This is a genomic window from Streptomyces sp. NPDC048696 (assembly GCF_043198895.1).
Taxonomy (GTDB): Bacteria; Actinomycetota; Actinomycetes; order Streptomycetales; family Streptomycetaceae; genus Streptomyces.
Genome location: NZ_JBICVJ010000005.1, coordinates 422,673 through 447,888, shown reverse-complemented (window position 1 = coordinate 447,888; position 25,216 = coordinate 422,673). Strand labels below are relative to the sequence as shown.

Annotated in this window: 20 protein-coding genes and 2 pseudogenes; 12 read left to right on the top strand and 10 right to left on the bottom strand. The window is 72.6% G+C overall.

Annotated features, from left to right (window positions below; all coding sequences use genetic code 11):
* Positions 1-388 precede the first annotated feature (388 nt).
* Positions 389-751, bottom strand: coding sequence for a hypothetical protein (locus tag ACGFRG_RS13530; RefSeq protein ID WP_361433043.1), 363 nt, complete (start codon positions 749-751; stop codon positions 389-391).
* 288 nt (positions 752-1,039) lie between these two features.
* A complete protein-coding gene (locus ACGFRG_RS13525) occupies positions 1,040-4,003 on the bottom strand; it encodes a BTAD domain-containing putative transcriptional regulator (protein WP_393263662.1) in 2,964 nt (987 codons plus the stop codon).
* A gap of 343 nt (positions 4,004-4,346) precedes the next feature.
* On the opposite strand from ACGFRG_RS13525, the gene ACGFRG_RS13520 reads away from it, so the two are divergent.
* From ACGFRG_RS13520 to ACGFRG_RS13485, 8 genes are all read left to right on the top strand, one after another.
* Positions 4,347-5,660 (top strand): amidohydrolase family protein, encoded by a 1,314-nt coding sequence (locus ACGFRG_RS13520; RefSeq protein ID WP_393263660.1) that lies wholly within the window; start codon positions 4,347-4,349, stop codon positions 5,658-5,660.
* Between the two features lie 236 nt (positions 5,661-5,896).
* Positions 5,897-6,313 carry a PaaI family thioesterase gene (locus tag ACGFRG_RS13515; RefSeq protein WP_393263658.1) on the top strand — a complete coding sequence of 139 codons (417 nt, stop codon included), beginning with the start codon at positions 5,897-5,899 and terminating at the stop codon, positions 6,311-6,313.
* A 129-nt stretch (positions 6,314-6,442) separates the two neighbouring features.
* The gene (locus tag ACGFRG_RS13510; protein WP_393263656.1) at positions 6,443-7,393 is read left to right on the top strand and encodes an LLM class F420-dependent oxidoreductase; all 951 of its coding nucleotides are present in this window, start codon (positions 6,443-6,445) and stop codon (positions 7,391-7,393) included.
* A gap of 10 nt (positions 7,394-7,403) precedes the next feature.
* A complete protein-coding gene (locus ACGFRG_RS13505; RefSeq protein ID WP_393263654.1) occupies positions 7,404-8,189 on the top strand; it encodes an SDR family NAD(P)-dependent oxidoreductase in 786 nt (261 codons plus the stop codon).
* 115 nt (positions 8,190-8,304) lie between these two features.
* Complete coding sequence (locus tag ACGFRG_RS13500; RefSeq protein WP_361433058.1) at positions 8,305-9,426, top strand: LLM class flavin-dependent oxidoreductase; 1,122 nt, start codon at positions 8,305-8,307, stop codon at positions 9,424-9,426.
* A 619-nt stretch (positions 9,427-10,045) separates the two neighbouring features.
* Positions 10,046-11,830: a DEAD/DEAH box helicase gene (locus ACGFRG_RS13495; protein ID WP_361427682.1), complete on the top strand. Its 1,785-nt coding sequence runs from the start codon at positions 10,046-10,048 to the stop codon at positions 11,828-11,830.
* A 524-nt stretch (positions 11,831-12,354) separates the two neighbouring features.
* Positions 12,355-12,999 carry a helix-turn-helix domain-containing protein gene (locus tag ACGFRG_RS13490; RefSeq protein WP_361427685.1) on the top strand — a complete coding sequence of 215 codons (645 nt, stop codon included), beginning with the start codon at positions 12,355-12,357 and terminating at the stop codon, positions 12,997-12,999.
* Between the two features lie 212 nt (positions 13,000-13,211).
* Entirely contained in the window at positions 13,212-14,000 is a 789-nt protein-coding gene (locus tag ACGFRG_RS13485; RefSeq protein WP_361427688.1) for a S16 family serine protease, read from the top strand.
* Here the strand turns inward: ACGFRG_RS13485 and ACGFRG_RS13480 are convergent.
* From ACGFRG_RS13480 to ACGFRG_RS13460, 5 genes and pseudogenes are all read right to left on the bottom strand, one after another.
* Complete coding sequence (locus ACGFRG_RS13480) at positions 13,990-15,294, bottom strand: MFS transporter (protein WP_393263772.1); 1,305 nt, start codon at positions 15,292-15,294, stop codon at positions 13,990-13,992. The two genes, ACGFRG_RS13485 and ACGFRG_RS13480, sit on opposite strands and share 11 nt — an antisense overlap.
* 2 nt (positions 15,295-15,296) lie before the next feature.
* Positions 15,297-15,908 carry an ArsR/SmtB family transcription factor gene (locus ACGFRG_RS13475; RefSeq protein WP_393263651.1) on the bottom strand — a complete coding sequence of 204 codons (612 nt, stop codon included), beginning with the start codon at positions 15,906-15,908 and terminating at the stop codon, positions 15,297-15,299.
* Between the two features lie 129 nt (positions 15,909-16,037).
* Positions 16,038-16,226, bottom strand: a pseudogene (locus ACGFRG_RS13470) (glycine betaine ABC transporter substrate-binding protein); the annotation flags it as partial.
* Positions 16,227-16,290: 64 nt separating this feature from the next.
* Positions 16,291-16,695 (bottom strand): annotated as a pseudogene (locus ACGFRG_RS13465) (ABC transporter permease); the annotation flags it as partial.
* Between the two features lie 67 nt (positions 16,696-16,762).
* Complete coding sequence (locus tag ACGFRG_RS13460) at positions 16,763-17,242, bottom strand: Lrp/AsnC family transcriptional regulator (protein ID WP_188273919.1); 480 nt, start codon at positions 17,240-17,242, stop codon at positions 16,763-16,765.
* Positions 17,243-17,363: 121 nt separating this feature from the next.
* Here ACGFRG_RS13460 and hppD point away from each other — a divergent pair, with 121 nt between their 5' ends.
* Complete coding sequence (hppD, locus tag ACGFRG_RS13455; RefSeq protein WP_361427694.1) at positions 17,364-18,518, top strand: 4-hydroxyphenylpyruvate dioxygenase; 1,155 nt, start codon at positions 17,364-17,366, stop codon at positions 18,516-18,518.
* 233 nt (positions 18,519-18,751) lie between these two features.
* Here the strand turns inward: hppD and ACGFRG_RS13450 are convergent, their stop codons facing one another.
* A complete protein-coding gene (locus ACGFRG_RS13450; RefSeq protein ID WP_393263648.1) occupies positions 18,752-20,404 on the bottom strand; it encodes a tetratricopeptide repeat protein in 1,653 nt (550 codons plus the stop codon).
* 97 nt (positions 20,405-20,501) lie between these two features.
* On the opposite strand from ACGFRG_RS13450, the gene ACGFRG_RS13445 reads away from it, so the two are divergent.
* Positions 20,502-21,896 carry an FAD-binding oxidoreductase gene (locus tag ACGFRG_RS13445; RefSeq protein ID WP_393263646.1) on the top strand — a complete coding sequence of 465 codons (1,395 nt, stop codon included), beginning with the start codon at positions 20,502-20,504 and terminating at the stop codon, positions 21,894-21,896.
* A gap of 28 nt (positions 21,897-21,924) precedes the next feature.
* Here the strand turns inward: ACGFRG_RS13445 and ACGFRG_RS13440 are convergent, their stop codons facing one another.
* The gene (locus tag ACGFRG_RS13440; protein WP_361427703.1) at positions 21,925-22,416 is read right to left on the bottom strand and encodes an SsgA family sporulation/cell division regulator; all 492 of its coding nucleotides are present in this window, start codon (positions 22,414-22,416) and stop codon (positions 21,925-21,927) included.
* A gap of 232 nt (positions 22,417-22,648) precedes the next feature.
* Between ACGFRG_RS13440 and ACGFRG_RS13435 the strand changes: the two genes are divergently transcribed.
* A complete protein-coding gene (locus ACGFRG_RS13435) occupies positions 22,649-24,064 on the top strand; it encodes an RDD family protein (RefSeq protein ID WP_393263644.1) in 1,416 nt (471 codons plus the stop codon).
* A gap of 75 nt (positions 24,065-24,139) precedes the next feature.
* Positions 24,140-24,907: an RDD family protein gene (locus tag ACGFRG_RS13430; RefSeq protein ID WP_361427709.1), complete on the top strand. Its 768-nt coding sequence runs from the start codon at positions 24,140-24,142 to the stop codon at positions 24,905-24,907.
* A gap of 26 nt (positions 24,908-24,933) precedes the next feature.
* Here ACGFRG_RS13430 and ACGFRG_RS13425 read toward each other — a convergent pair whose 3' ends face one another.
* Positions 24,934-25,197 (bottom strand): hypothetical protein, encoded by a 264-nt coding sequence (locus tag ACGFRG_RS13425; protein WP_361427712.1) that lies wholly within the window; start codon positions 25,195-25,197, stop codon positions 24,934-24,936.
* Positions 25,198-25,216 lie beyond the last annotated feature (19 nt).

Genomic DNA, 25,216 nt, shown 5'->3' with positions numbered 1-25,216 from the left:
AGTCCCGATCGACCCACCAGCGGTGCATCCCGGACACAAACCAGCGCCCCGCGGCACGTCCGGCCGCGGGGCGCTTGGTCCCCCGTTGGGGGCGCGCATCCCCAAATGCGCGCCCCCGGCCTCCCCCGAGGCCTATTCCTTTGGCGTTCCCCCGTTGTCCCCCGAGTTCCCCCGTTTCTCTGAGTCCCCCGTTCCCCCGAGTTCCCCCGTTGTCCCCCGATTCCCCCGTACGTTCCCCCCGGAGAGGACTCCCCCGTACGTTCCCCCGTACGTCCTCTCCGGTGGGGCCCCCGTACGTCCCCCGTACGCCCCCGTTTTCCCCCCGTGGGCGTTCGGCCGCGGCGGCTCCCCCCTCCGGGTCGCCGCGGCCGACCCCCGCTCGCGGTGGCTACGCTTCCTCGGAGCCCGCGTGGTTCTCGTCGGGCTTGAGGACCGCCGTGCCGATCAGGCCCGCGTGGTTCTCCATGGGCTTGACCGGGCCGCCGCCGATGAGGCCGGCGTGGTTCTCCATCGGCTTCATCGTGCCGTCGTCGCCGAGCAGTCCGGCGTGGTTCTCAAGGGGCCTCACGACGCCGCCGCCGACGAGTCCCGCGTGGTTCTCCATCGGCTTGACGGTGCCACCGTCGCCGAGCAGGCCCGCGTGGTTCTCCAGCGGGCGGACCGTGCCGGAGCCCGTGCCGGAACCCGGGTTCCCGGCGTGGTTCTCCTGCGTGGTGATGTCACCGATCTCGGTCTTCTTCGCGTCACTCATCGTGTTCAGCTCCCCTGAGTTTCCTGCATGTCGTGCTGGTGTGAACCGGTGCCCGCCCGGCGGCTCCCCCGAGGGTCGCCGGGCGGGCACTTAAGGGCCGTCCACAGTAGCGGGGAGGCCCACCGCAGATCCGCCTGCCCCCCGACGCGGCGGATCGTTGAGTAAGAGAGTGCCGAGGGTCGATAAACGATGGCTAAACGGCTCCGGCAGGGGACGATGAGCCGCCCCCTGCCGGACTGCTGCCGGGCCGTCGCCGGACCGTTCGCGGTGCCGGAACCGACCCGCCGACTACGCCGCCGCCATCGGGCTCAGCAGCTGCCGTACGTCCTTCGCCTCCGCCGCGCCCGTCGACTCGTAGATCGCCAGCGCCTCGCGCCAGCAGGCCCGGGCGCGGTCGGCCTGGCCGAGTTGGTCGAGGGCGCGGCCCAGGGTCGTCAGGACGTTGCCCCGCATCCACTCGCCCCCGATGCACCGCAGCGCGAGCGCCTGTTCGGCGTGCTGGGCGGCGCGGGCGGGGCGGCGCGCGGCGAAGTGGGCCTCGGCGATGCGGAAGTGGGTGGTGCCCTCCCACAGGCGCTGGCGGTTGTCCTGGAAGACGCGCAGCGATTCGCCGAGTTGGGCGAGCGCCTCGTCCAGGCGGCCCGCCCGGGTCAGCGCGATGCCGAGCGCGAAGCGGGCGTTGGCGACCCGCAGCGCGAAGCCCATCTCGTTGAAGATGTCGAGGCCGCGCTGGGCGAGTTCGACCGCGCTGGACGTACGGCCCATGTTCACGTGGATACGGGAGAGGTTGCACAGCGCGCTGGCCTCGCCCGGCCGGTTGCCGTCCGCGCGGTAGTTGTCGATCGCCTCCTGGAGGAAGCGCTCACCGTCGGCGTGCCGGTTCTGGTAGAACGCGATGATCCCGCGGTCGTTGGGCGCCACCCCGGCGGGCATCGGGTCACCGGCCTCCTTGGCGAGCAGCGAGGAGACCCGGGCCTCCTCGTCGGCCTGCTCGAAGCGGCCGGAGACGAGCAGGACCGTGGAGAGCGCGAGCCGCGCCCGCCCCTCGGCGCCCGCGTCGCCCGCCGCGTGGGCGGTGTCGCGGATCGCGGCCGCCGTGGTCTCGTACTGCCGCGAGTTGGCCCCCGACTCGGCGAGGTCCTTCGCGGCCCACAGCAGGTCCACCGCGCGCCGCAGCATCGCCGGGTCGCCCGCGCACTGGTGGACGCACGCCAGCAGGCAGTTGGCCTCGGCGTACAGCCAGTCGACGGCCTCGTGGCCGTCGGCGAAGGCGAGGCCGGGGTAGCGGGTGGGCGCCAGGTGCTCCACCAGCCGGTCGCCCGGCCGCTCGATCGCGTACACCCGGGCCGCCGTCGACAGGTAGAAGTCGAGCAGCCGGGACATCGCGGCGGCCCGCTCGGACGGCGGCTCCTCGTCGCGTTCGGCGCATGCACGCGCGTAGAGCCGTACGAGATCGTGGTAGCGGTAGCGGCCGGGGGCCGCGGACTCCACCAGGCTGGTGTCGACGAGGGATTCGAGCAGGTCCTCGGTCTCCTGCCGGGGCAGGTCGAGTACGGCGGCGGCCGCGGCCAGCGAGATGTCCGGCCCGTCGGGCAGGCCGAGCAGCCGGAACGCGCGGGCCTGGGCGGGCTCCAGCTGGCCGTAGCCGAGTTCGAAGGTGGCCTTGACCGCGAGGTCGCCGGCCTGGAGCTCGTCCAGGCGGCGGCGTTCGTCGGCGAGCTTCGCGGCGAGGACGGAGACGGTCCAGGTGCGGCGCGAGGCGAGCCGGGAGGCGGCGATACGGATGGCCAGCGGGAGGAAGCCGCAGGCGGCGACGACGTCGAGCGCCGACTGCCGCTCCGCGCCGACCCGTTCCTCCCCGACGATCTTCGTGAAGAGCTGCAGCGCCTCGTCCGGGGACATCACGTCCAGGTCGACCAGATGCGCCCCGGCCAGGTCCAGCATGCGGATGCGGCTGGTGACGAGGGCCGCGCAGCCCGCCGTGCCGGGCAGCAGCGGACGCACCTGGGCCGCGTCGCGCGCGTTGTCGAGCAGGACCAGGACCCGGCGGCCGTCGAGCGTCGAGCGGAACAGGGCCGCGCGCTCCTCCAGCGAGTCGGGGATGGCCCGGTCCGGGGTGCCGAGCGCGCGCAGGAACGAGCCGAGCACGGTCTCCGGCTCGCTGGCGCGCGGCGCGGTGCCCTGGAGGTCGACGTAGAGCTGGCCGTCGGGGAAGTGCGGGCGGGCCGCGTGGGCCACGTGCACGGCGAGCGTCGTCTTGCCCACGCCGCCGATGCCCGCGAGCGCGGAGACGGCCATCACGGTGGTGTCGGCGGCGGCCAGCCGCGCGGAGAGCTCCTGGACGAAGGAGGCGCGACCGGTGAAGTCTGGCACGGAGGCCGGGAGCTGGGCCACCTTGACCGGCGCGGGCGCGGCCGGGGCCTCGGCGGGGCGGGCCAGGTCCTCGTCGGCCTGGAGGATGCGCTGCTGCAGGCGCGCGAGCTCGGGGCGGGGGTCGACGCCGAGTTCGTCGGCGAGCAGCCTGCGGGTGTCCGCGTACACGGCGAGGGCCTCGGCCTGGCGCCCGCTGCGGTACAGCGCGAGCATCAGCAGCTCCCGCAGCCGCTCGCGCAGCGGGTGCGCGGCGGTGAGCGCGGTCAGCTCGGAGACGGCCTCGGCGTGGCACCCGGCGTCCAGCTCCATGTCGAGCCGCGCCTCGATGAGCTGGAGGCGCCACTCGGCGAGCCGGGTCCGCTCGGTGTCGGCGTTGGGGCCGGGGATGCCGGCGAGCGGTTCGCCGGTCCAGATCGCCAGCGAGCTCTTCAGCAGCTCGCGGGCCCGGCATGGGTCCCCGCCCGCCCGCGCCTTCTCGGCCTCGGCGGCCAGCTCCTGGGCGCTCGCGAGGTCGAGGACCCCGGAGGCGAGCCGGATGGCGTACCCGCCCGACTCGCTGACCAGGACGCCCGGGCCCAGCGTCTTGCGCAGCCTGGAGGCGTACGTGCGTACAGCGGCCAGCGCCTGCGACGGCGGCTCGTCGCCCCAGATGGCGTCGATCAGCTCGGCGGCGGTGGCGGTGCGGCCGTCGCGCAGCAGCAGCGCGGCGAGCAGCGCGCGCTGCTGCGGCGCGCCGGACGGCAGTGCCTCGGTGCCGCGCCAGGCGCGCACGGGTCCGAGCACGCCGAAGCGCAGGCCCTCCTCCTCGGCCTGGCCGGTGTCCGCTGCCGGGACCGGAGTCCTCTGCTCCGGAATGCGCGGCTCGCCGTTTCGGTCCATAGCGACCCCCTGTGCCCCCGTAGCGCTGGTAATGCCCGTGCCAGTCTGCCCTGTCCATGGCATGCGCGTCAGCTACGGGTGACGCTCTGCACAAGGCCTCTGCACACAGTCGTTACACGTTGAGGGCGCCTGTCGACAGCGCGGTCCAGGGGATGGACAGCCGTGGTGGGCCGGGAAGGGCGGGACGAATGGCCGAGGAGTGACGGGCGAGTGGCCGAGGTGCGACCGGTGCGGGGGGTTACGGGGGTGTTGTGCGGATCGGGCCGGGGCGAGGCCGGGACGGCGGTGGCGGTTGTGCGCGAGTAGCTGACGGATCGTCAGATCAGGGCTACCGTGAAGATTTATGGAGAACGTCACGGACACGGCGACGGAGACGGCCATGACGAACGGTACGCAGACCGCTACGGGGACGGGTACGGATGCCGGTGGGGAGGTCGGGGAGGAGACCTTCCCGAAGATCATCTCGGTGGACGACCACACGGTGGAGCCCGCGCACGTCTGGCAGGACCGGCTCCCGTCGAAGTACCGCGACATCGGCCCGCGGGTGGTCCGCGCCCCGCTCAAGGAGATGACGTTCCTCGGTGGGAAGTTCGCCCCCGTCATGGGCGCCCCGGGCGACGAGGGCCCGATCGGCGACTGGTGGGTGTACGAGGACCTGCACCGCCCGCTGACGCGGCTGGACACGGCGGTCGGATACGCGAGGGACGAGATACGCCTCGAAGTGATCACGTACGAACAGATGCGGCCGGGCTCGTACAGCGTCCCGGATCGGCTGGCGGACATGGACGTCAACCATGTCCAGTCGGCGCTGTGCTTCCCGACGTTCCCCCGCTTCTGCGGCCAGACGTTCACCGAGGCGGCGGACCGGGAGCTGGGACTCCTTTCGGTGCGGGCGTACAACGACTGGATGGTGGAGGAGTGGTGCGGCCCGACGGCCGAGGGGCGGCTCATCCCGCTCACCCTCATCCCGCTCTGGGACGCGGAGCTCGCGGCGGCGGAGGTCCGGCGCAACGCGGCGCGGGGGGTGCGGGCGGTGGCGTTCTCGGAGATACCCCCGCACCTCGGGCTGCCCTCCGTCCACACCGACGAGTGGGACCCGTTCCTGGCGGCGTGCGACGAGACGGGCACGGTCATCGCGATGCACATCGGCTCGTCGTCGAGGATGCCGTCGACGTCGGCCGACGCCCCGCCGGCCGTCGGCTCGACGATCACGTTCGCCAACTGCTGCTACTCGATGGTCGACTGGCTGATGAGCGGCAAGTTCGAGCGCTTCCCCCGGCTGCGGGTGATGTACGCGGAGGGCCAGATCGGGTGGATCCCGTACATCCTGGAACGCGCGGACGTGGTCTGGGAGGAGAACCGGGGCTGGGGCGGAGTCGCCGACAAGGTCCACCGTCCCCCGTCCGAACTCTTCGCGGAGCACGTCTACGGCTGCTTCTTCGACGACGCGTTCGGCCTGCGCAACCTGGGGGCGATCGGCATCGGCAACGTCCTGTACGAGACGGACTACCCGCACTCCGACTCCACCTGGCCGAAGTCGAAGGAGGTCGGCGAGTCCCAGATGGCCCACCTGCGCCCGGACGTGGTGGAGCGGATCGTGCGGGGCAACGCGATCGAGCTGCTGGGGTTGACGGGGGAGGGGCTGTGGGCGGGGTGAGGCGACATCGGGCACGGGCTGCGCGGGGGTGACGTCCGGCGGGGCGCCGGGGCCGCGCGGGGTGATGCCCGGCCCGGCCCTGCCCGGCGGGGCGCGTGACGTGCCGGGCGATCGGTCCGGCCCCGCGCGGCGGGGCGCCGGGTTCCCCGCGGTACGCGTGACGCCCCGCGCCAACGGCCTGCCCGGGCCGCCCCGACGGTCTTGTACCGCGCCCCCGCCCCCGCCACCATCCCCTCATGACTTCCCACACCATCACCCCCGCCGAAGCCGACAAGATCCTCGCCGACAACTTCGCGCCCTGGGTGCTCGATCTCGGGCTGAGCGTCGTCGAAGTGGACGCCGAGCACGCCCTGCTGCGGCTGCCGTGGGACGCGCAGCTGGCCCGGGACGGGGGCGGGCTCTCGGGGCAGGTGATGATGGCCGGGGCCGACACGGCCACGGTGATCGCGATCTCGGCGGCCCGGGGGGCGTACGGGCCGATGACCACCGTGCAGCAGTCGACCTCGTTCCTGCGGCCCGTCGTCGACGCCGACGTCCTCATCGACGCCCGGGTCGTCAAGCTCGTCAAGCGGATGGCGTTCGCCGAGATCGGTCTCACGGTGGACGACGCGGTCGTGGCCCGGGCCTCCACCGTGTACGCCTTGCTGGGCTGAACCCGGGCCCGGCCACCTCCCGGGCATCCCGGCCCCCCGCCCACCCCCTTGCGTGACGATCCGTCAGCTATCACCATGGGCGCGTCAGCGCATGACTGACGGATCGTCAGATCGGTGGAGGCGGGCGGCATGACGGCAGCAGCGGCGGCGGAGCACGGGCTCGTCCACGGGATGCAGCTCCCCATCCAGTCCCAGAGCACCCTGTTCGCCGAACCCTGGGAAGCCGGTGCCACCCCGGACGATCTCGCCGAGGTGGCCCGGGCCGCCGACCGCGCCGGGTTCCACTACCTCGCCACCTGCGACCACGTCGCCGTCCCGCGCCGCCTGGCGGCCGCGATGAGCACCACCTGGTACGACCCGGTCGCCACCCTCGCCTACCTCGCCGCGATCACCACCCGCGTCCGGCTGCTCAGCCACGTCGCGGTCGTCGGCCTGCGCCACCCCCTGCTCACGGCGAAGCAGTACGCGACCCTCGACCACCTCAGCGGCGGCCGGCTGATCCTCGGGGTCGGGGCCGGGCACGTACAGGAGGAGTTCGAGGCGCTCGGGGTCGACTTCGCGGGGCGCGGAGCCGTACTCGACGAGACCGTCGACGCGCTGCGGGCGGCGCTCGGGCCCGAGGAGTACCCCGAGTTCCACGGCGACCGGTTCGACTTCGCGGACCTCGGGCAGCGGCCCCGGCCCGTCCAGGCGAACGTGCCCATCTGGGTCGGCGGCTCCTCGCCCGCCGCCGTGCGGCGTGCCGCCCTGCGCGGTGACGGGTGGCTGCCGCAGGGCGACCCGCGCGACCGGCTGCCCGAGCAGATCGCGCGGATACGGGAGCTGCGCGAGCGGCACGGCGTCGAGCGGCCGATCGTCATCGGGGCCATCGCCGAGCCCCTGTACGTCGGCGAGGCCCGGTGGAACCTGGGGCGGCGCACCCTCAGCGGCAAGCCCGACGCCCTCGCCGACTCCCTGCGCGAGTACGCCGCCCTCGGCGTCCAGCAGATCCAGCTGCGCTTCCGCTCCCGTAGCCGTACCGAACTCATCGACCAGATCGCGGCGTTCGCCGCCGACGTGGCTCCACACCTCACCACCTAGGGAGTACGGCATGGGCAAGCTCGACGGGCGGGTCATCCTGGTCACCGGCGCGGCGCGCGGACAGGGCGAGCAGGAGGCGCGGCTGTTCGCGGCCGAGGGCGCCAAGGTCGTCCTCTCGGACGTCCTGGACGAGCAGGGCGAGGCGGTGGCCAAGGAACTGGGCCCGGAGACGGCCAGGTTCGTGCACCTGGACGTCTCGGACGAGGAGCAGTGGACGGCCGCGGTCGCATCGGCCAAAGACGCCTTCGGGCACATCGACGGACTGGTCAACAACGCGGGCATCCTCCGCTTCAACGAGCTCGTGTCGACCCCGCTCGACGAGTTCCAGGCGATCATCCAGGTCAACCAGGTCGGCGCCTTCCTCGGCATCAAGCACGTGGCGCCCGAGATCGAGGCGGCCGGGGGCGGCACCATCGTCAACACCGCCTCCTACACGGCCCTGACGGGCATGGCGTACGTCGGCGCGTACGCCGCCACCAAGCACGCCATCCTCGGCCTCACCCGCGTCGCGGCCGTGGAGCTCGCGGCCAAGGGGATCCGGGTGAACGCGGTGTGCCCGGGGGCGGTGGACACCCCGATGACCAACCCGGCGGCCCTGGACCCGGCCGCCGACCCCGAGGCGGCCAAGGAGGCGGTGGCCGAGCTCTACAAGAAGCTGGTGCCGCTCGGGCGGATCGGGCGGCCGGAGGAGGTCGCGGCGCTGGCGCTCTTCCTGACCAGCGAGGACTCCGCGTACATCACCGGCCAGCCGTTCGTCATCGACGGTGGCTGGCTCGCCGGGGTGAGCCTTTTCTGACTCAGTGTCAGGTATTGACGGCGCCGGACGCCGGTGGAACAGTCGCCGTATCGCACAGACCTGACGATGCGTCAGAAACTATGTCGGGAAACGCTGACAGGGACGGTGAACCTCCTTGGAATTCGGACTGTTTGTACAGGGATACGTGCCCGTGGCACGCTCGTCGGTCGATCCCCAGGCGGAGCACAAGGCGCTGATGGAGGAGACCGAATACGTCATCCAGGCGGACAAGTCCGGCTTCAAGTACGCCTGGGCCTCCGAGCACCACTTCCTGGAGGAGTACTCGCACCTGTCGGCCAACGAGGTCTTCCTCGGCTACCTCGCCCACGCCACCGAGCGCATCCACCTCGGCTCGGGCATCTTCAACCCGCTGGCGGCGGTGAACCACCCGGTCAAGGTCGCGGAGAAGGTCGCGATGCTGGACCACCTCAGCGAAGGCCGCTTCGAGTTCGGGTCCGGGCGGGGTGCGGGCTCCCACGAGATCCTGGGGTTCATGCCGGGCGTCACCGACATGAACCACACCAAGGAGATCTGGGAGGAGACGATCGCCGAGTTCCCCAAGATGTGGCTCCAGGACGAGTACGTGGGGTTCCAGGGCAAGCACTGGTCGCTGCCCCCGCGCAAGGTCCTGCCCAAGCCGTACGGGAAGTCGCACCCCGCGATGTGGTACGCCGCAGGGTCCCCCTCCTCGTACGCCATGGCCGCGAAGAAGGGCCTGGGCGTCCTCGGCTTCTCCGTCCAGAAGGTCTCGGACATGGAGTGGGTCCTGGAGCAGTACAAGACGGCGATACGGGAGGCGGAGCCGATCGCGGACTTCGTGAACGACAACGTGATGGTGACGTCGACGGCGATCTGTGCGGAGACCCACGACGAGGCGGTGGCGATCGCGGCGGCGGGCGGTCTGAACCGGCTCCAGTCGTTGGTGTTCCGTTACCACGACACGTTCCCTCGGCCCGAGGGCGTGCCGGAGTGGCCCGAGCTGCTGCCCGAGTACACCACGGAGATCATCGAACTCCTCATCGCGGAGGAGCTGATGATCTGCGGCGATCCGGACGAGGTCACGGCGCAGTGCAAGCGGTGGGAGCAGGCGGGGGCGGACCAGCTGTCCTTCGGGCTGCCGATCGGTGTGCCGTACGCGGACACCATGAACACGATCCGGCTGATCGGGGAGCATGTGATCCCGAAGATCGACACGGATCCGGTGCATCGGACTACGCGGTTCCGGGAGGGGGCGTGACGGGTTTTGGGCCCGGGGTTCGTCTGCGGGCCGGTGGGGGCTGACGCCCGTTTTCCCCCACCCCGCCCCTTCCCTAAACCCTCCGGGGGTTGTCGTTTCGTCTGCGGCCCGGTGGGGGCTGGTCGCGCAGTTCCCCGCGCCCCTTGGATGGGCCCTTCGGGCCCTCCTTCAGGGGCGCGGGGGCGGGGGGGGGGCGGGGGGGGGGGGGGGGGGGGCGGGGGGGGCCCCCCCCCCCCCCGCCCCCCGGCCCCCCCGCGGGGGGGGGGGGGGGGGCGCCCGGGGGGCGGGGCGGTTCCCCGGGGGCTCCGCCCCCGGACCCCCGGGCGGGGCTGCGCCCCTGCACCCCCTCGGGGGCTCCGCCCCCCGGACCCCCGGGCGGGGCTCCGCCCCTGCACCCCGCTTCGGGGGTCCGGGGGCGCAGCCCCCCGTATGTGAAGCCGCTCTCACCCCGCCCCCCACCCGCCCCGCCGACCCCGGATCAAGACCGCCCCACCGGTAAGGTGGCCCGGTTGTCGTACGTAACGCCGACCCACGTAACGCCGACGTACAGCCGACGTACAACCGGCCCGCAAAGCACCGCACCCCGCCCCGCCCGCCCCGACCGCACGAACCGGAGACCGTGACTACTACCGCCTCCCACCACCTCTCACCCGCCTTTCCCGGCCGCGCCCCCTGGGGCACCGCCAACAAGCTGCGTGCCTGGCAGCAGGGGGCGCTGGAGAAGTACGTCCAGGAGCAGCCCCGCGACTTCCTCGCCGTCGCCACGCCCGGCGCCGGCAAGACGACGTTCGCGCTGACGCTCGCGTCGTGGCTGCTGCACCACCATGTCGTGCAGCAGATCACCGTCGTCGCGCCGACCGAGCACCTGAAGAAGCAGTGGGCGGAGGCGGCGGCGCGGATAGGCATCCGGCTCGATCCGGACTACAGCGCGGGGCCGTTGAGCAAGGACTACCACGGGGTCGCCGTGACGTACGCCGGCGTCGGCGTGCGGCCCATGCTCCACCGCAACCGGTGCGAGCAGCGCAAGACCCTCGTCATCCTCGACGAGATCCACCACGCGGGGGACTCGAAGTCCTGGGGCGAGGCCTGTCTGGAGGCGTTCGACCCGGCCACGCGGCGGCTCGCCCTCACCGGCACCCCCTTCCGGTCCGACACCAATCCCATTCCCTTCGTCACGTACGAGGAAGGGAACGACGGGATTCGGCGCTCCTCCGCCGACTACACCTACGGCTACGGCAACGCCCTCGGCGACGGCGTCGTGCGGCCCGTCATCTTTCTCTCCTACAGCGGCAACATGCGCTGGCGCACCAAGGCCGGTGACGAGATCGAGGCGCGGCTCGGGGAGCCGCTCACCAAGGACGCCGTCTCGCAGGCCTGGCGCACCGCGCTCGACCCGCGCGGCGACTGGATGCCGAACGTGCTGCGCGCCGCCGACCAGCGGCTGACCGAGGTCCGCAAGGGCATCCCGGACGCGGGAGCCCTCGTCATCGCCTCCGACCAGGACTCCGCCCGCGCCTACGCCAAGCTCATCCGGGAGATCACCGGCAACAAGGCGACCGTCGTTCTCTCCGACGACAACGGGGCCTCGAAGAAGATCGACGAGTTCAGCCACAGCGACGATCGCTGGATGGTCGCCGTCCGTATGGTGTCCGAAGGCGTCGACGTGCCCCGGCTCGCCGTCGGCGTGTACGCCACCACGATCTCCACGCCCCTCTTCTTCGCCCAGGCCGTCGGCCGTTTCGTACGGTCGCGGCGGCGCGGCGAGACCGCCTCCGTCTTCGTGCCCACCATCCCCACCCTCCTCGGCTTCGCCTCCGAGATGGAGGTCGAGCGCGACCACGTGCTCGACAAGCCGAAGAAGGATGGGGAAGAGGACCCGTACGCCGAAGAGGACAAGCTCCTCGCCGAGGCCGAGAAGCAGCAGGACGAGGACACCGGCGAGCAGGACATGCTCCCCTTCGAGGCCCTGGAGTCGGACGCCGTCTTCGACCGGGTCCTGTACGACGGCGCCGAGTTCGGCATGCAGGCGCACCCGGGGAGCGAGGAGGAGCAGGACTACCTCGGGATCCCCGGGCTCCTCGAACCCGACCAGGTGCAGCTGCTGCTCCAGAAGCGGCAGGCCCGGCAGATCGCGCACAGCCGCCAGAAGCCGGCCGCCGAGGCCGATCTGCTGGAGGTGCCCGCCGAGCGCCGTCCCGTGGTCTCCCACAAGGAACTCCTGGAACTGCGCAAGCAGTTGAACACGATGGTCGGCGCGTACGTCCACCAGAGCGGCAAGCCGCACGGTGTCATCCACACCGAACTGCGGCGCGTGTGCGGCGGTCCGCCGAGCGCCGAGGCCACGGCCGGGCAGATCCGCGAGCGGATCAAGAAGGTGCAGGAGTGGGCCACCCGGATGAAGTGACGGACGCGGGCTGACCCTGTCCGCAGAGTCCGCAGAGTCCGCAGAGTCCGCAGAGTCCGCAGAGTCCGCAGAGTCCACAGAGGGCAACTCCCTTGCGTCCAAAGGGACTTCCGGCCGTCCTGGCGGCGGGGCCCGGGTGCGACTCCGGGCCCCGCCGCTCTTCGCCCGTGGGGACGGGGGCGGCGGCGAGGGTCCGGCCCCCACGGTCGGCCCCCGCACACTCGCCACAGTAATGGGAAGGCAAAGTCCCCGGCGCGGACCAACGTCCCGCGCGCCCTGGACTTTGGTCCCGAACCGGGATCAATACCCCGGCTTGTCAAAGGTCGCGCCCGGATTCTGGACGAGGGCTTCCGCTGAGCGGGACCGATCGCTACTGTCCCGCCATGCAAACGCCCCGTGGCAGCGCCGCCGCGGAGCGCAGCCGGTGCCATGGCCTGCCGGCGGCCTCTGTGCGCGACGCCGCGGGACCGGTGTCGCGATTTCCGTAGAGGGCCGCCGACGACTCACCATAAGGAGTGGGCGTCGTGACCGCGGAGACCTCCCAGACGCTCGACCGGGGACTGCGTGTCCTCAAGCTGCTCGCCGACACCGACCACGGCCTGACCGTCACCGAGTTGTCCAACAAACTCGGCGTCAACCGGACGGTGGTCTACCGTCTGCTCGCCACACTGGAACAGCACTCCCTCGTACGACGTGATCTGGGCGGTCGCGCCCGGGTCGGACTCGGGGTCCTGCGGCTCGGCCGGCAGGTCCATCCGCTCGTACGGGAAGCGGCCCTGCCCGCGCTGCGCTCGCTCGCCGAGGACATCGGGGCGACCGCGCACCTCACCCTGGTCGACGGGTCCGACGCACTCGCCGTCGCGGTCGTCGAGCCGACCTGGACCGACTACCACGTGGCGTACCGGGCCGGGTTCCGCCACCCCCTCGACCGGGGCGCGGCGGGCCGGGCCATCCTCTCCGCCCGCCAGGCCGGCGGCCTCGTCGACCCGGGCTTCACCCTCACCCACGGCGAACTGGAGGCCGGAGCCAGCGGGGCCGCGGCGCCGCTCGTCGGGGTGACGGGCATAGAGGGAAGTGTCGGCGTGGTGATGCTCGCGGACGCGGTCCCCGAGCGGGTCGGCCCGAGAGTGGTGGACGCGGCCCGAGAAGTGGCGGACGCGCTGAGGTGACGTCATGAGGGGCGCGGGGCTCTGACATATGCGGCTCCGCCGCGATGGGGGTCCCCCCTGTTCGAGCGGAGCCGAGAACTTGGGGGAGCGACCAGCCACACGCGGCCCGCAGCCGAATGACCGCACCTCCAGCGGAGCACTCGGCGGGCCCCGCCCCGGGCCCCCGCCCCCGGCCCCCCTGCGTCCCCGACCTCGCCCGATACATTGGATCCGTGCACCCCCGTCACTCACGCCTCCGCAACCTCGCCATCGGCTCCGCCCCCGTCGTCGCGCTGCTGGCCGTCGCCGGCTTCGCGCCGCTGCCGTTCTCGGTGGCGCAGCCGGGGCTGACCGCGAACGTGCTCGGTGACGACAAGGGCACCCCGGTGATCACCATCGAGGGCAGACCGGCCCGGCACACCACCGGTGAGCTGCGCATGACGACCATCGAGGCGACCGGGCCGTCCGCCGACGTCGGGCTCTCGGACGTCGTACGGGCGTGGTTCCGCACCGACCGGGCCGTCATGCCCCATGACTCGGTCTATCCGAGCGGCGGCAGCGACAAGGAGATCACCGAGCACAACCAGGCCGAGATGAAGCAGTCCCAGGACAGCGCCACCGCGGCCGCCCTGAACCAGCTCCACCTCGGCGCCGGCCAGGTCAAGGTCTCCCTCAACCTCGCCGACGTCGGCGGGCCCAGCGCCGGGCTGCTCTTCTCGCTCGGGATCATCGACAAGCTCGACGGCGACGGCTCCGGCGGCGAGCTCACCGGCGGCAGGGTCATCGCCGGTACGGGCACGATCGACGCCGACGGCACCGTCGGCGCGGTCGGCGGCGTCTCGCTCAAGACGCAGGCGGCCCGGCGGGACGGGGCGACCGTCTTCCTCGTACCGAAGGCCGAGTGCGCGGACGCCAAGGCCGAGCTGCCGCACGGGCTGCGCCTTGTCCCCGTCACGACCCTGTCGGGCGCGGTCCAGGCCCTCAAGGCCCTGGACAAGGGCGGGGACGTCCCTAGCTGCTGACAGGGGCCGCCGCTCTCGTCAACTGCGGCTCTGTGTCCGGAGGTTGTCCGTCCATCGTCCGCCACGCCGGGAACACCAGCGGGCTCAGCGTCGTCGCCAGATACACCCCGCCCACCAGCAGCAGCGCCGTCCGCACCCCCGCGCCGTCGACCAGGAGTCCGGACACCAGGCCGCCGAGCGGCATCGTCGCCTCGCAGCCCGCGGTCATCGCTCCCGAGACGCGGCTGCGCAGCTCCTGCGGGACGCGTTCGTAGATCACGGTCGTCAGGATCGGGTTGAGCATCCCGCCCGCCAGTCCGCCGAGCGCCATGGTCACGGCGAGCGGCGCCGTCGAGCCGGTCAGCGCGGCGACCACGAAGCGGGGTGCGCCGCACAGCAGGAAGCACCCGGTGAACACCGTACGCCTGGGGAAACGGTGGCCCACCACCCCGTACAGCAGCGCGCCGAGCAGGCCGCCCGCACCGAACGCGGCGGTGAGCAGGCCGAGTTGGGTGGCGCCGCCCAGTTCGCGTTCGGTGTGCACGGGCAGCAGGACCGCGTTCCAGCCCTGGTCGAGGCCGTTGGTGATCATCACCATCAGGACGACCCCGAGGAGCAGGGGGGTGCGGAACAAGTAGGCGTATCCCTCGCGGAGTTCGGCCTTGTAGGTGGCCAGGGAGACGGGCGCCTTGTCCCGTACCGGATCGGCCGCGCGGATTCCCCGGATCCCGAGCGCCACGAGCAGCGCGGACGCGCCGAACGTCAGCGCGTCCAGGAGCAGTACGGACTCCGCGCCCACCAGCGCGATCAGCACTCCGGCCAGCGCCGCCCCCGTCATCCGCGCCCCGCGCGACACCGCGTCGAAGAGGCTCGCGGCGCGGGTCAGGGTCGTACCGGCGCGCTCGGCGAGGTCGGGGACCAGGACATAGCGGGCGGTACGGCCGGGGGTGGCGGCCAGTCCGTGCAGCGCCATCAGGGCGCACAGCATCCAGAACCGCAGCGCGTCCGCGTAGTGGAGCAGCGGGATCGCGCCGATCGCGAGGGCGCAGACCAGGTCGGAGCCGACGCTGACCCGCCGCCGCCCGAGCCGGTCGATGACCGGGCCGCCGATCACGGCCGAGACGACGATCGGCAGGGTCGCGCAGAACGCCACGACCCCGGCGCGCCCGGCGCTCCCGGTGGTCTGGAGCACGAACCACGGGACGCCGATCAGGGTCAGCGAACTGCCCGCCGTGGAAATGGTGTTGGCGGTCAGCACGGCCGCCAGCGGTATCCGTTCCCGGTCGCCCTTTTCGTTTCCCCCGTCGCCGCTCATGGTCAGCGGCTCCTGCGGGGGAAGGCGTGGAGGTGGACGCGGACCTGGGCGGTGTCCTCGTCGTCCGTGTGCGCCACGTCGTAGTAGCTCTCGACCAGCCGGTGCGCCTTCTCGGTCAGCTCGCGCAGCTGCCCGGCGGTGAGCCGCAGAGTGAAGTCGCTCAGGTCCGAGCTGAGGGTCCAGTCCTCGGGCCAGTCCCGCGAGGTGCCCAGCCAGGTCGACAGCTCCTGGGTGTGGATGGTGGCGACCTCGTGCAGGAAGAGGTCGGCGGCGCCGCGCACCTCCGGGTCGGAGCTGGTGCGCAGGTCGTCGCGCATGCTGGTGCCGCCGTGCGCCGCCTTCCACCAGCGCTCGCGGCCCTTGCCGCGCTCGGGGTCGTCCTCGACGAAGCCGTGGGCGGCGAGCTGGCGCAGATGGTAGCTGGTGGCCCCGCTGGACTCGCCCAGTTTTTCGGCCAGTTGGGAGGCGGTGGCGGGCCCGTCGTGCCGCAGCGCGCCGAGCAGGCGGATGCGCAGGGGGTGGGCCAGGCCGCGCAGCGCGCGTGCGTCGAGGGTGCGCTCGCGGGGCTGGGGGTGGGGCGAATCGGGTGCGGACGCGGTGTCGGATTCCGTCATGACGGGACCGTAACCTTGCAAAGGAGACGTTGCAAGGGTTTCTTTGCAACCAGTTCTTTGCGCGGCCCTTCGGATGCGCCCCGCGCCTGGACCCACCCCGCGCCCGGGCCCCGCCTGGGCCCGCGCCCCTCACCCCTTCCGGATGAACCCCTGTTCCACCAGCCACTCCTTCGCCACGTCGTGCGGATCCCGGCCGTCCACGTCGACCTTGGCGTTCAGGTCCTGCGCCACCGCCGTCGTCAGCTTGGCGGTCACCGGGTTCAACAGGTCCGCGATCACCGGGTACTTGGTGAACGTGGCGGAGTGCAGTTCCGGGGCCGGCCGACGTGCCGACCGTCACCGTCGACGACCCGCTCCAGTCGATCTTGAACAAGCTGCACAGCGGCCCGCCCAGCGGGAGCTCGACCCGGACCAGCCGGGCGGGCCGGGACATGCCGATGCCCTTGGCCGCGTCGACGAGCGCGGGGTCGACCCCGCGCAGGCCGACGATCGCGTTGCGGACGATCGGCAGCAGCCCGTACAGCGTCAGCGCGATGACCGTGGGCGCGACGCCGAGACCCACCAGCGGGATCAGCAGGCCGATCAGGGCGAGCGAGGGGATGGTGAGCACCGTCGAGGTGGAGGTGACGGCGAGCGTGCCCGCCCAGCCGCTGCGATACGTGAGCACGCCGATCAGGACCCCGAGCACGGTCGCGATCACCATGCACTGCAAGACGGCGCTCGCGTGCTGGAAGGCGTCGGTGAGCAGCTGCTGATGGCGGCTGGACAGATAGCTCCAGAAGCTCATAGCGCGCCACCTGACCTCGGCCTCGGACGGAGTCCCGGCTCCGGCGGAGCCCTCGGCCCCGGAGCCCTCAGCCCCTGACGGAGTCCTCCGCGGCCTGCTCCACCAGCGGGATGAACCGCAGCGGAACGGGGTTCTCCATGACGATCGCCGTGGAGGCCCGGACGATGCCATCAAAACCGACGACGCGGTCGATCACCCGCTGGAGATCGGCGTTGGAGCGGGCCACCAGGCGGCAGAGCATGTCGCCGTGGCCGGTGGTGGTGTGCAGTTCCAGGACCTCCGGCACGGTGGCCAAGTGTGCCCGTACGTCGGCGCCCTGGCCCTGTTTGATCTCCAGGGTCGCGAACGCGGTGACGGGGTAGCCGAGCGCCGCAGGGTCGACGTCCGGGCCGAATCCCCGGATGACTCCATTCGACTGAAGCCGGTCGAGCCGCGCCTGCACGGTGCCGCGCGCCACCCCCAGGCGCCGGGACGCCTCAAGGACCCCGATACGCGGCTCCCGCGCCAGGAGCACGATGAGCCGCCCGTCCAGATGATCGATCGCCATGACGCCCTCCCGATGGTCATGATGTACAGAACGCCCGCACATACTGGCCAGTCGCTGGTCACTATGACCAGCGGATACACAAACTATTGCGCACCTTGCGGCACAGGGGGAGCCTGCCGCTATGGCAGAGAACTCGTTGACTATCGATCCCACACCCGAAACCGCCCGGCAGGCCGACCCCTTCCCGGTCAAGGGAATGGACGCGGTCGTCTTCGCCGTCGGCAACGCCAAGCAGGCCGCGCACTACTACTCGACCGCCTTCGGCATGAAGCTGGTCGCCTACTCCGGACCGGAGAACGGCACCCGCGAGACCGCTTCGTACGTCCTGACGAACGGCGCCGCCCGGTTCGTGTTCACCTCCGTCATCAAGGCGTCCACCGACCACGGCCGCTTCCTGGCCGACCACGTCGCCGAGCACGGTGACGGCGTCGTCGACCTCGCCATCGAGGTCCCGGACGCGCGCGCGGCGTACGCGTACGCCACCGCGCACGGCGCGACCGGGCTCACCGAGCCGTACGAGCTGAAGGACGAGCACGGCACGGTCGTGCTGGCCGCGATCGCCACGTACGGCAAGACCCGGCACACCCTGGTCGACCGGTCCGGCTACACCGGCCCGTACCTGCCCGGCTTCGTCGAGGCCGCCCCGATCGTCGAGCCGCCGGCCAAGCGCACCTTCCAGGCCATCGACCACTGCGTGGGCAACGTCGAGCTCGGCAGGATGAACGAGTGGGTGGCCTTCTACAACAAGGTCATGGGCTTCACGAACATGAAGGAGTTCGTGGGCGACGACATCGCGACGGAGTACTCGGCGCTGATGTCGAAGGTGGTCGCGGACGGCACGCTCAAGGTCAAGTTCCCGATCAACGAACCGGCCATCGCCAAGAAGAAGTCCCAGATCGACGAGTACCTGGAGTTCTACGGCGGCGCGGGCGTCCAGCACATCGCGCTCGCCACGAACGACATCGTCGCGACGGTACGGGCGATGCGCGCGGCGGGCGTGGCGTTCCTGGACACCCCGGACTCGTACTACGACACGCTGGGGGAGTGGGCGGGCGAGACCCGCGTGCCCGTCGAGACCCTGCGCGAGCTGAAGATCCTGGTGGACCGGGACGAGGACGGCTACCTCCTCCAGATCTTCACCAAGCCGGTCCAGGACCGCCCGACGGTCTTCTTCGAGATGATCGAACGCCATGGTTCGATGGGCTTCGGCAAGGGCAACTTCAAGGCCCTCTTCGAGGCGATCGAGCGCGAGCAGGAGAAGCGCGGCAACCTGTGACCCACAACTCGCCTTGCATCTGCGGTAGTTGAAGTACCGTCAATACCCTGCGACCGCCACGGACCTGACCCGTGGGGGTCGCAGCATGTTTTGAAGGGGGGCGACCCTGCCTTCCCCGCAGCACGTCTGAGCGGGGCGCAGGGGCGGCAGCCCCGCCGGGGTCCGGGGGCGAAGCCCCCACCTCCCTACCCGGCTGCCCGCAGGGCTTTCGGGAAGGGGCGGGGTGGGGGAATCTACGGCTTGCGCCTGGGGGGCTTGCCCGGGCCGGAGCCGGTCGGCTTCTGCGCTCCTGAGCCGGAGTTGGAGCTCGTCCCCGAACCTGAACCCGTTCCCGTCCCCGCACCCGTTCCCGTGTTGCCCGGCCCCGACGGCTCCGACGACCCCGTCCTCGGCGGAGTCTCCGGTGTCGACCCGTACATGTCCTTCGGGCCGCCGTCGGGCGGGTCGCCCAGGGCGTCCAGGGCCTCGCGGGCCTTCGCCGCGGCCAGCGGCGAGAAGTACGGGTTGGTGCGCAGCGCCTCGTCCAGGTCGCGCCGGGCCGGACCTGCCTGCCCGAGGTCGCGCTCGATCAGCCCCCGGTGGTACGAGGACGCCGCCGTCCGCGCCCCCTTCTCCGCCGCCTTCTTCGCGTAACCGAGCGCCTCCTCCGTGTCCCCGGCCCGGTACAGCGCCCACCCCAGCGCGTCCGCCACCGCCGCGCTCGGGGCGCGCTTCCACTCGGCCCGCAGCCGCTCCACCGCCGCCTCCGGCGACCCGTGGTCGGTCTCGAAGCGGGCCAGGACGAGCGTGTCGCTCACCCCGTGCCCGTCGTCGGCGGCGGCCCGCACGCGCAGCCGCTCGTACGTCGCGCGGGCATCGGCGCCGAGCCCCTGCGTCTCGTACAACTCGCCCAGTTCAAGGAGGTATTCGGGCCGGGGCAGCCGCGCGACCGCCGTCGCGTAGTCGTGCCGCGCGGCCGTGGCGCGCCCGAGCGCGAGCTCCGCCCGGGCCTTGCCGGCCAGCGCCGCGTGCGCGCCCGGATCCGTGCGCAGCGCCGCCTCGTACTGCGCCAGCGCCTGAGCGGGCTCGCCCCGGTCCCACGCCAGGTCCCCCAACTGCCGCAGGCAGTCCGCCTTCTGGACCGGCGTCGAGGCGTACGCGGCGGCCTCGGTCAGCGACGCGGCCGCGTCCTCCCGCCACCCCCGCTCCCGGTACACCGCGCCCGCCTGTGCCAGCGCCACCGACCCGCCGCGCAGATCGAGCAGCTGCTCCACCGACTTGCTCGCGGCCTTGAGATCGCCGACCCCCGCGTACGCCTCGATCAGCACCGGATACACCGTCCAGCGCTTCGGCTGCTGCCGCCGCACCGCCTCGCCCAGCGTCCGGGCTGCCGCGTAGTCGTGCCGCGCGTTGGCGAGCGCGGCGAGGCCCGTCTGCGCCTCCAGGTTGCCCCGCGCGGCGGTCCGCACCGCGAGCGAGCGGCGCAGCGCCCACTCGGCGCGCGGGTAGTACGAGGAGTCCGCGCCGCGCAGCCCGCGCCCGAGGTAGGCGGAGCCGAGCACGGCCCAGGAGGCGTCGTCGGCCGGATGGGTGCGCACCCACGCCCGCCGGTCCGCGATCAGCGCCGTCAGGTCGGCGGCCGCGGCGGGCGCCCCCGCGCCGACGGCGGTGAGCGCCCGCGCGGCGGGCCCGGGGGCGGGCGGCGGCGCGTCCACGCGGTCGGCGGCCAGGCGCGGCAGGACCACCAGGACCCCGGCGGTCAGCAGCGCGGCCACCGCCGCGCCGATCATGGTGCGCCGCGCGGCCCCGCCCGGCGGCGGCCCGGCGGGCTCCAGCGGTGTCGGCCTGGGGGGCGGCGGCAGCGTCAGGGTCCGCGTGCTCGGCGGCCATTCCTGTTCGGTCTCCATGCCGATCACTGTGCGTCCATAGGAAGAGCACATCCGGCGTGCGCCCGCCGGACCACGCGGGGTTCACACCGATGGCCCCGGGTGCCACGCTGGGATCATGAACGCTGGAGCCGAGCCCGTCGCGTCCCAGGACCTTCTCGTACGGCTGCGCGCGGGTCTGCCCGCCGACGCGCTGATCACCGACCCGGACGTCACCGCCTCGTACGCCCACGACATGGCGAGCTTCTGCGCCGCCGGGGCCCCGGCCGTGGTCGTGCTGCCGCGCACGGTCGAGCAGGTGCAGCACGTCATGCGCACCGCCACCGAGCTGCGCGTCCCGGTCGTGCCGCAGGGCGCCCGTACGGGCCTGTCGGGCGGGGCCAACGCGTCCGAGGGCTGCGTCGTGCTGTCCCTGGTCAGGATGGACCGCATCCTGGAGATCAGCCCGGTCGACCGGGTCGCGGTCGTCGAGCCCGGCGTCGTCAACGCCGTGCTCTCCCGCAAAGTCATGGAACACGGGCTCTACTACCCGCCGGATCCCTCCAGTTGGGAGCAGTGCACCATCGGCGGGAACATCGGCACCGCGTCCGGCGGCCTGTGCTGTGTGAAGTACGGGGTGACCGCCGAGTACGTGCTCGGTCTGGACGTCGTCCTCGCCGACGGCCGCCTCCTGGAGACCGGCCGCCGCACCGCCAAGGGCGTCGCCGGGTACGACCTGACCCGGCTCTTCGTCGGGTCCGAGGGCAGCCTCGGCATCGTCGTGAAGGCCGTTCTCGCGCTGCGGCCCGCGCCGCCCGAACAGCTCGCGCTCGCCGCCGAGTTCCCCTCCGCGGCCGCCGCCTGCGAGGCCGTCTGCGCGATCATGGAGCGCGGCCACACGCCGTCGCTGCTCGAACTCATGGACCGTACGACGGTACGGGCCGTCAACCGCATGGCGCACATGGGTCTGCCGGACAGCACCGAGGCGCTGCTGCTCTGCGCCTTCGACACCCCGGACCCCGCCGCCGACCTGGCCGCCGTCGGCGAGCTGTGCACCGCCGCCGGAGCCACCGAGGTGGTGCCCGCCGAGTCGGCCGCCGAGTCCGAACTGCTGCTCCAGGCGCGGCGGTTGGCGCTCACGGCGCTGGAGACCATCAAGACGGCCACGATGATCGACGACGTCTGCGTGCCGCGCTCGCGGCTCGCCGCGATGCTGGACGGCACCTCGGCCATCGCCGCCAAGTACGACCTGACCATCGGCGTCTGCGCGCACGCGGGCGACGGCAACACCCACCCGGTCGTCTGCTTCGACGCCGCCGACGAGGACGAGTCGCGCCGCGCCCGGGAGTCCTTCGACGAGATCATGGCGCTCGGTCTGGAACTCGGCGGCACGATCACCGGTGAGCACGGCGTGGGTGTGCTCAAGAAGGAGTGGCTGGCGCGCGAACTGGGGCCGGTGGGCGTGGAGATGCAGCGCGCGGTGAAGCGGACCTTCGACCCGCTGGGTCTGCTGAATCCCGGCAAGCTGTTCTGAACAACCGTTACGCCACCTCCCGCCCGCCTCACGCGCCCTCTTCCGGCCGGGACTCGTCCGAGGGCCACGGGTCGTTGAGGTACAGCTCCTCGGCGCGGCTGCGGCCGGTCGTCGTCGCGAGCAGCTCGGCCAGGCCGTCGTCGATGCCGAGCTGCTCGGTCTCGGAGCCGGGCGGGACCACCCGCAGGGTGCGCTCCAGCCACGCCGACACCTGCGCGGACGGCGCTTCGAGCAGCGCGTCCCCGTCCGGCGAGCTCAGCGCGACCAGGATCACGCTGCGCCCGTCCACCTTCGTCGGCCAGATCCGTACGTCGCCGTGGCCGCACGGGCGGAACACCCCCTCGACGAGGAGTTCCCGGGCGAACGTCCAGTTCACCGGGTGATCGGAGCCGATGTGGAAGGTGATGTGCACGGCGTACGGGTCGTCGGTGCGGTAGGCCAGCCGGGCCGGCACCGGGACGCTGCGCTCGGGCGACAGGACGAGTTTGAGCTCCAGCTCGCGTTCCACCACGGTGTGCATGACGTTCTGTTTCCTTTCCTCGTACGGGCCCGGGAGCGGTCCCGTACAAGGTGGGAGCGGGGTGGCACGCGACTATGACGCGACTTCGGGGACTTTTTTCGGGGAGATTTCCCGTTCGTCCGATGACCGAATGGTGGTCGGTACGGACGGACCCGCCCGGGGGTGGTCGCCCGTCTGGTAGATGTGGACCCTTGTATTGACGAGGCCCACGAGCAGATACGGGACCACGGTGATGAGCGCCCCCACCCCGGCCACCGGCGACGGCACCCCTGTCGCCGGCTTCTACCCCGATCCGTCCATCCCCGGATACGTCCGGTACTGGAACGGCGCCGCCTGGGTGCCCGGAACGAGCCGGCCCGCCCCGGTCGACGGCGAAGCCGTGCCCGTGCCGCCGCCCGGCGCGGCCCCGGCGGCGCCCGCCCTGGCCTCGGCCCCGCCGACCCCGATGCCCGCCCCGGCCCCGCTCCCGCTCCCGGCGGTGGAGGAGACCGGCCCGGTCTTCCTCGACGAGCCCGAGCCCGAGCCGGTCCCCCCGCACGGGATGCGGCCCGGCCCGGCCCCGGTCTGGCAGGCCGACGTGGCGCACCAGTCGGGGTTCGGGGACGACGCGGCACGCCGGGTGTCCTGGGGGCAGCCCGACCCCCGGGGCGCGCTTGGGCAGGCCCAGCCGGGCCCGGCCCCTTCCCCTTCCCGGACGCCGGTTTCGGGACCGCAGTCGCTTCCCGTCCAGTCGCAGCCCGTCCAGCCGCTGCCGCTTCAGCCGCTGCCCGCGCAGCCCCTGCCCGCGCAGCAGCCGGCGCCCATGCAGCCGGTGGATCCCCGTACGGCGGGCGATCCGCGCCGGGCCGAGCCCGACGTACGCCCGGCGGCCGGGGACCCCGCCCCGTCCCGCGCCGCCCTGCCGTCGCCCCCGGTGACGCCCGCACACCACGCGCCCCCGCAGCACACGGCACCCCCGCAGCAGCCCGCGCCCGCTCAGCACGCCGCCCCCCAGCCCGCCGCGTCCCCGATGACCACCGGGCCCGGGGGTGGCGCGGCCTCCTGGGCGCAGCAGGTGCATCAGCTGGCGCGGCCCGACGAGCGGCAGGGGGCGGGGGAGCCCGTCGTGCCGTGGAAGCCGCCGGTGGAGGACCCGTTCCTGCGGGCCGCCCGGGCGCAGGCCGAGGCCCGGCCCGCGGGGCCCGGGCGGCGCCTCGCCGCACGGCTCGTCGACACCGCCGTGCTGGGCGTGGCCGTCGCCGGGCTCGCGGTGCCGCTGGGCGTGCAGGCCGCCGACCACATCCAGGAGAAGATCGACACGGCGAAGCTGTCCGGCGAGACCGTGACCATCTACTTCCTGGACGGCACCACCGCCGGCTACCTCGGCATCATCCTCGGCGCGTTCCTGGTGCTCGGCCTGCTCTACGAGGCGCTGCCCACCGCCAAGTGGGGCCGCACGCTCGGCAAGCGGCTGCTGCGGCTCCAGGTGCGCGACATCGAGTCGCACGAGCCGCCGTCGTTCGGCGCCGCGCTGCGCCGCTGGCTGGTGTACGGCGTGCTCGGTGTGCTCGCGGTCGGCGTCGTCAATGTCCTGTGGTGCCTGTTCGACCGTCCGTGGCGGCAGTGCTGGCACGACAAGGCGGCCCGTACGTTCGTCGCGGGCACCTGACAAGAGCTCGGCGCGGGACACCCGAACGGGCCCCGTACCGTTGCGGCGCCCCATCCCGCGCGGTGCACTGCGGACATGAGCAACGAACCGCCGCCCGGTGAGCCGCCTGAGAACGACCCGTTCCTCAAGAAGCCACAGGAGCCGACACCGCCCTTCGGGGGCGAAGGCGCCGGCGGCACCCCGCCCGGAGGCGGTACCCCACCTCCGGGCGGCGGCGCCCCTCCCCCCGGCGGCGGCCCGTACGGAAACCCTCCCCCCGGCGGCCCGTACGGCACGCCACCCCCCGGCTCGCCCTATGGCGCCCCGCCGCCGTACGACGCGTACGGCGGCGGGAACCAGTACGGCGGTCCCGATCCGCTCAGCGGGATGCCGCCGCTCGCCGACCTCGGCAGGCGCCTGCTCGCCCGCATCATCGACGCCCTGATCGTCGCGATCCCGCTCGGTCTGCTGGAGTGGGCGACCTCCGGCCGGTACATGTACGAGACGAAGAACGGCGACAGCACGTCCGACGTCGTCTCCAAGGCGTACACCGGCAGCGGTCTGGCGTGGACCCTGATCGGGATCGTGGTCTACCTCGGCTACGACACCCTGATGCTGAAGCGGGACGGCCAGACCGTCGGCAAGAAGCTGCTGAACCTGCGGGTCGCGATGCTCAACGACGGCAGTGTGCCCACCACGAGCGCCGCCCTGACGCGCACCGCCGTGCTCTGGGTGCCGGCGCTGCTGTGCTGCCCGTGTATCTGGCAGATCATCCTCATCATCACGATCGTCACCGACAAGCCCTACAAACAGGGCCTGCACGACAAGGCCGGGAAGACGGTGGTGGTCTCAACAGCCCACTGACGTCGGCCCCGTGGGCCCGCCCGGCCTCAGCCGCGTACTGAGTCGGCCGGCACCCGCACCCCCGGCTCGGCGCGCTCACCCACGGCGGCGGCACGGTTCATACGGACCGTGCGCGCCGCTTTCGGGATGGGCACCGTCACGGCGACCAGGAGCCCGAGCAGCAGCGCCGCGAGCACTATCACGCCCACTCCGACACCCGAGTCGGTCTGGGAGAGCAGAATCATGGCCACGGTCGAGAACACGACGGTGGCCGAACCGTAGGCGAGCTGTGCTGCAGTCGGACGCGGCATGGCGGTATCCGTCCTCGGG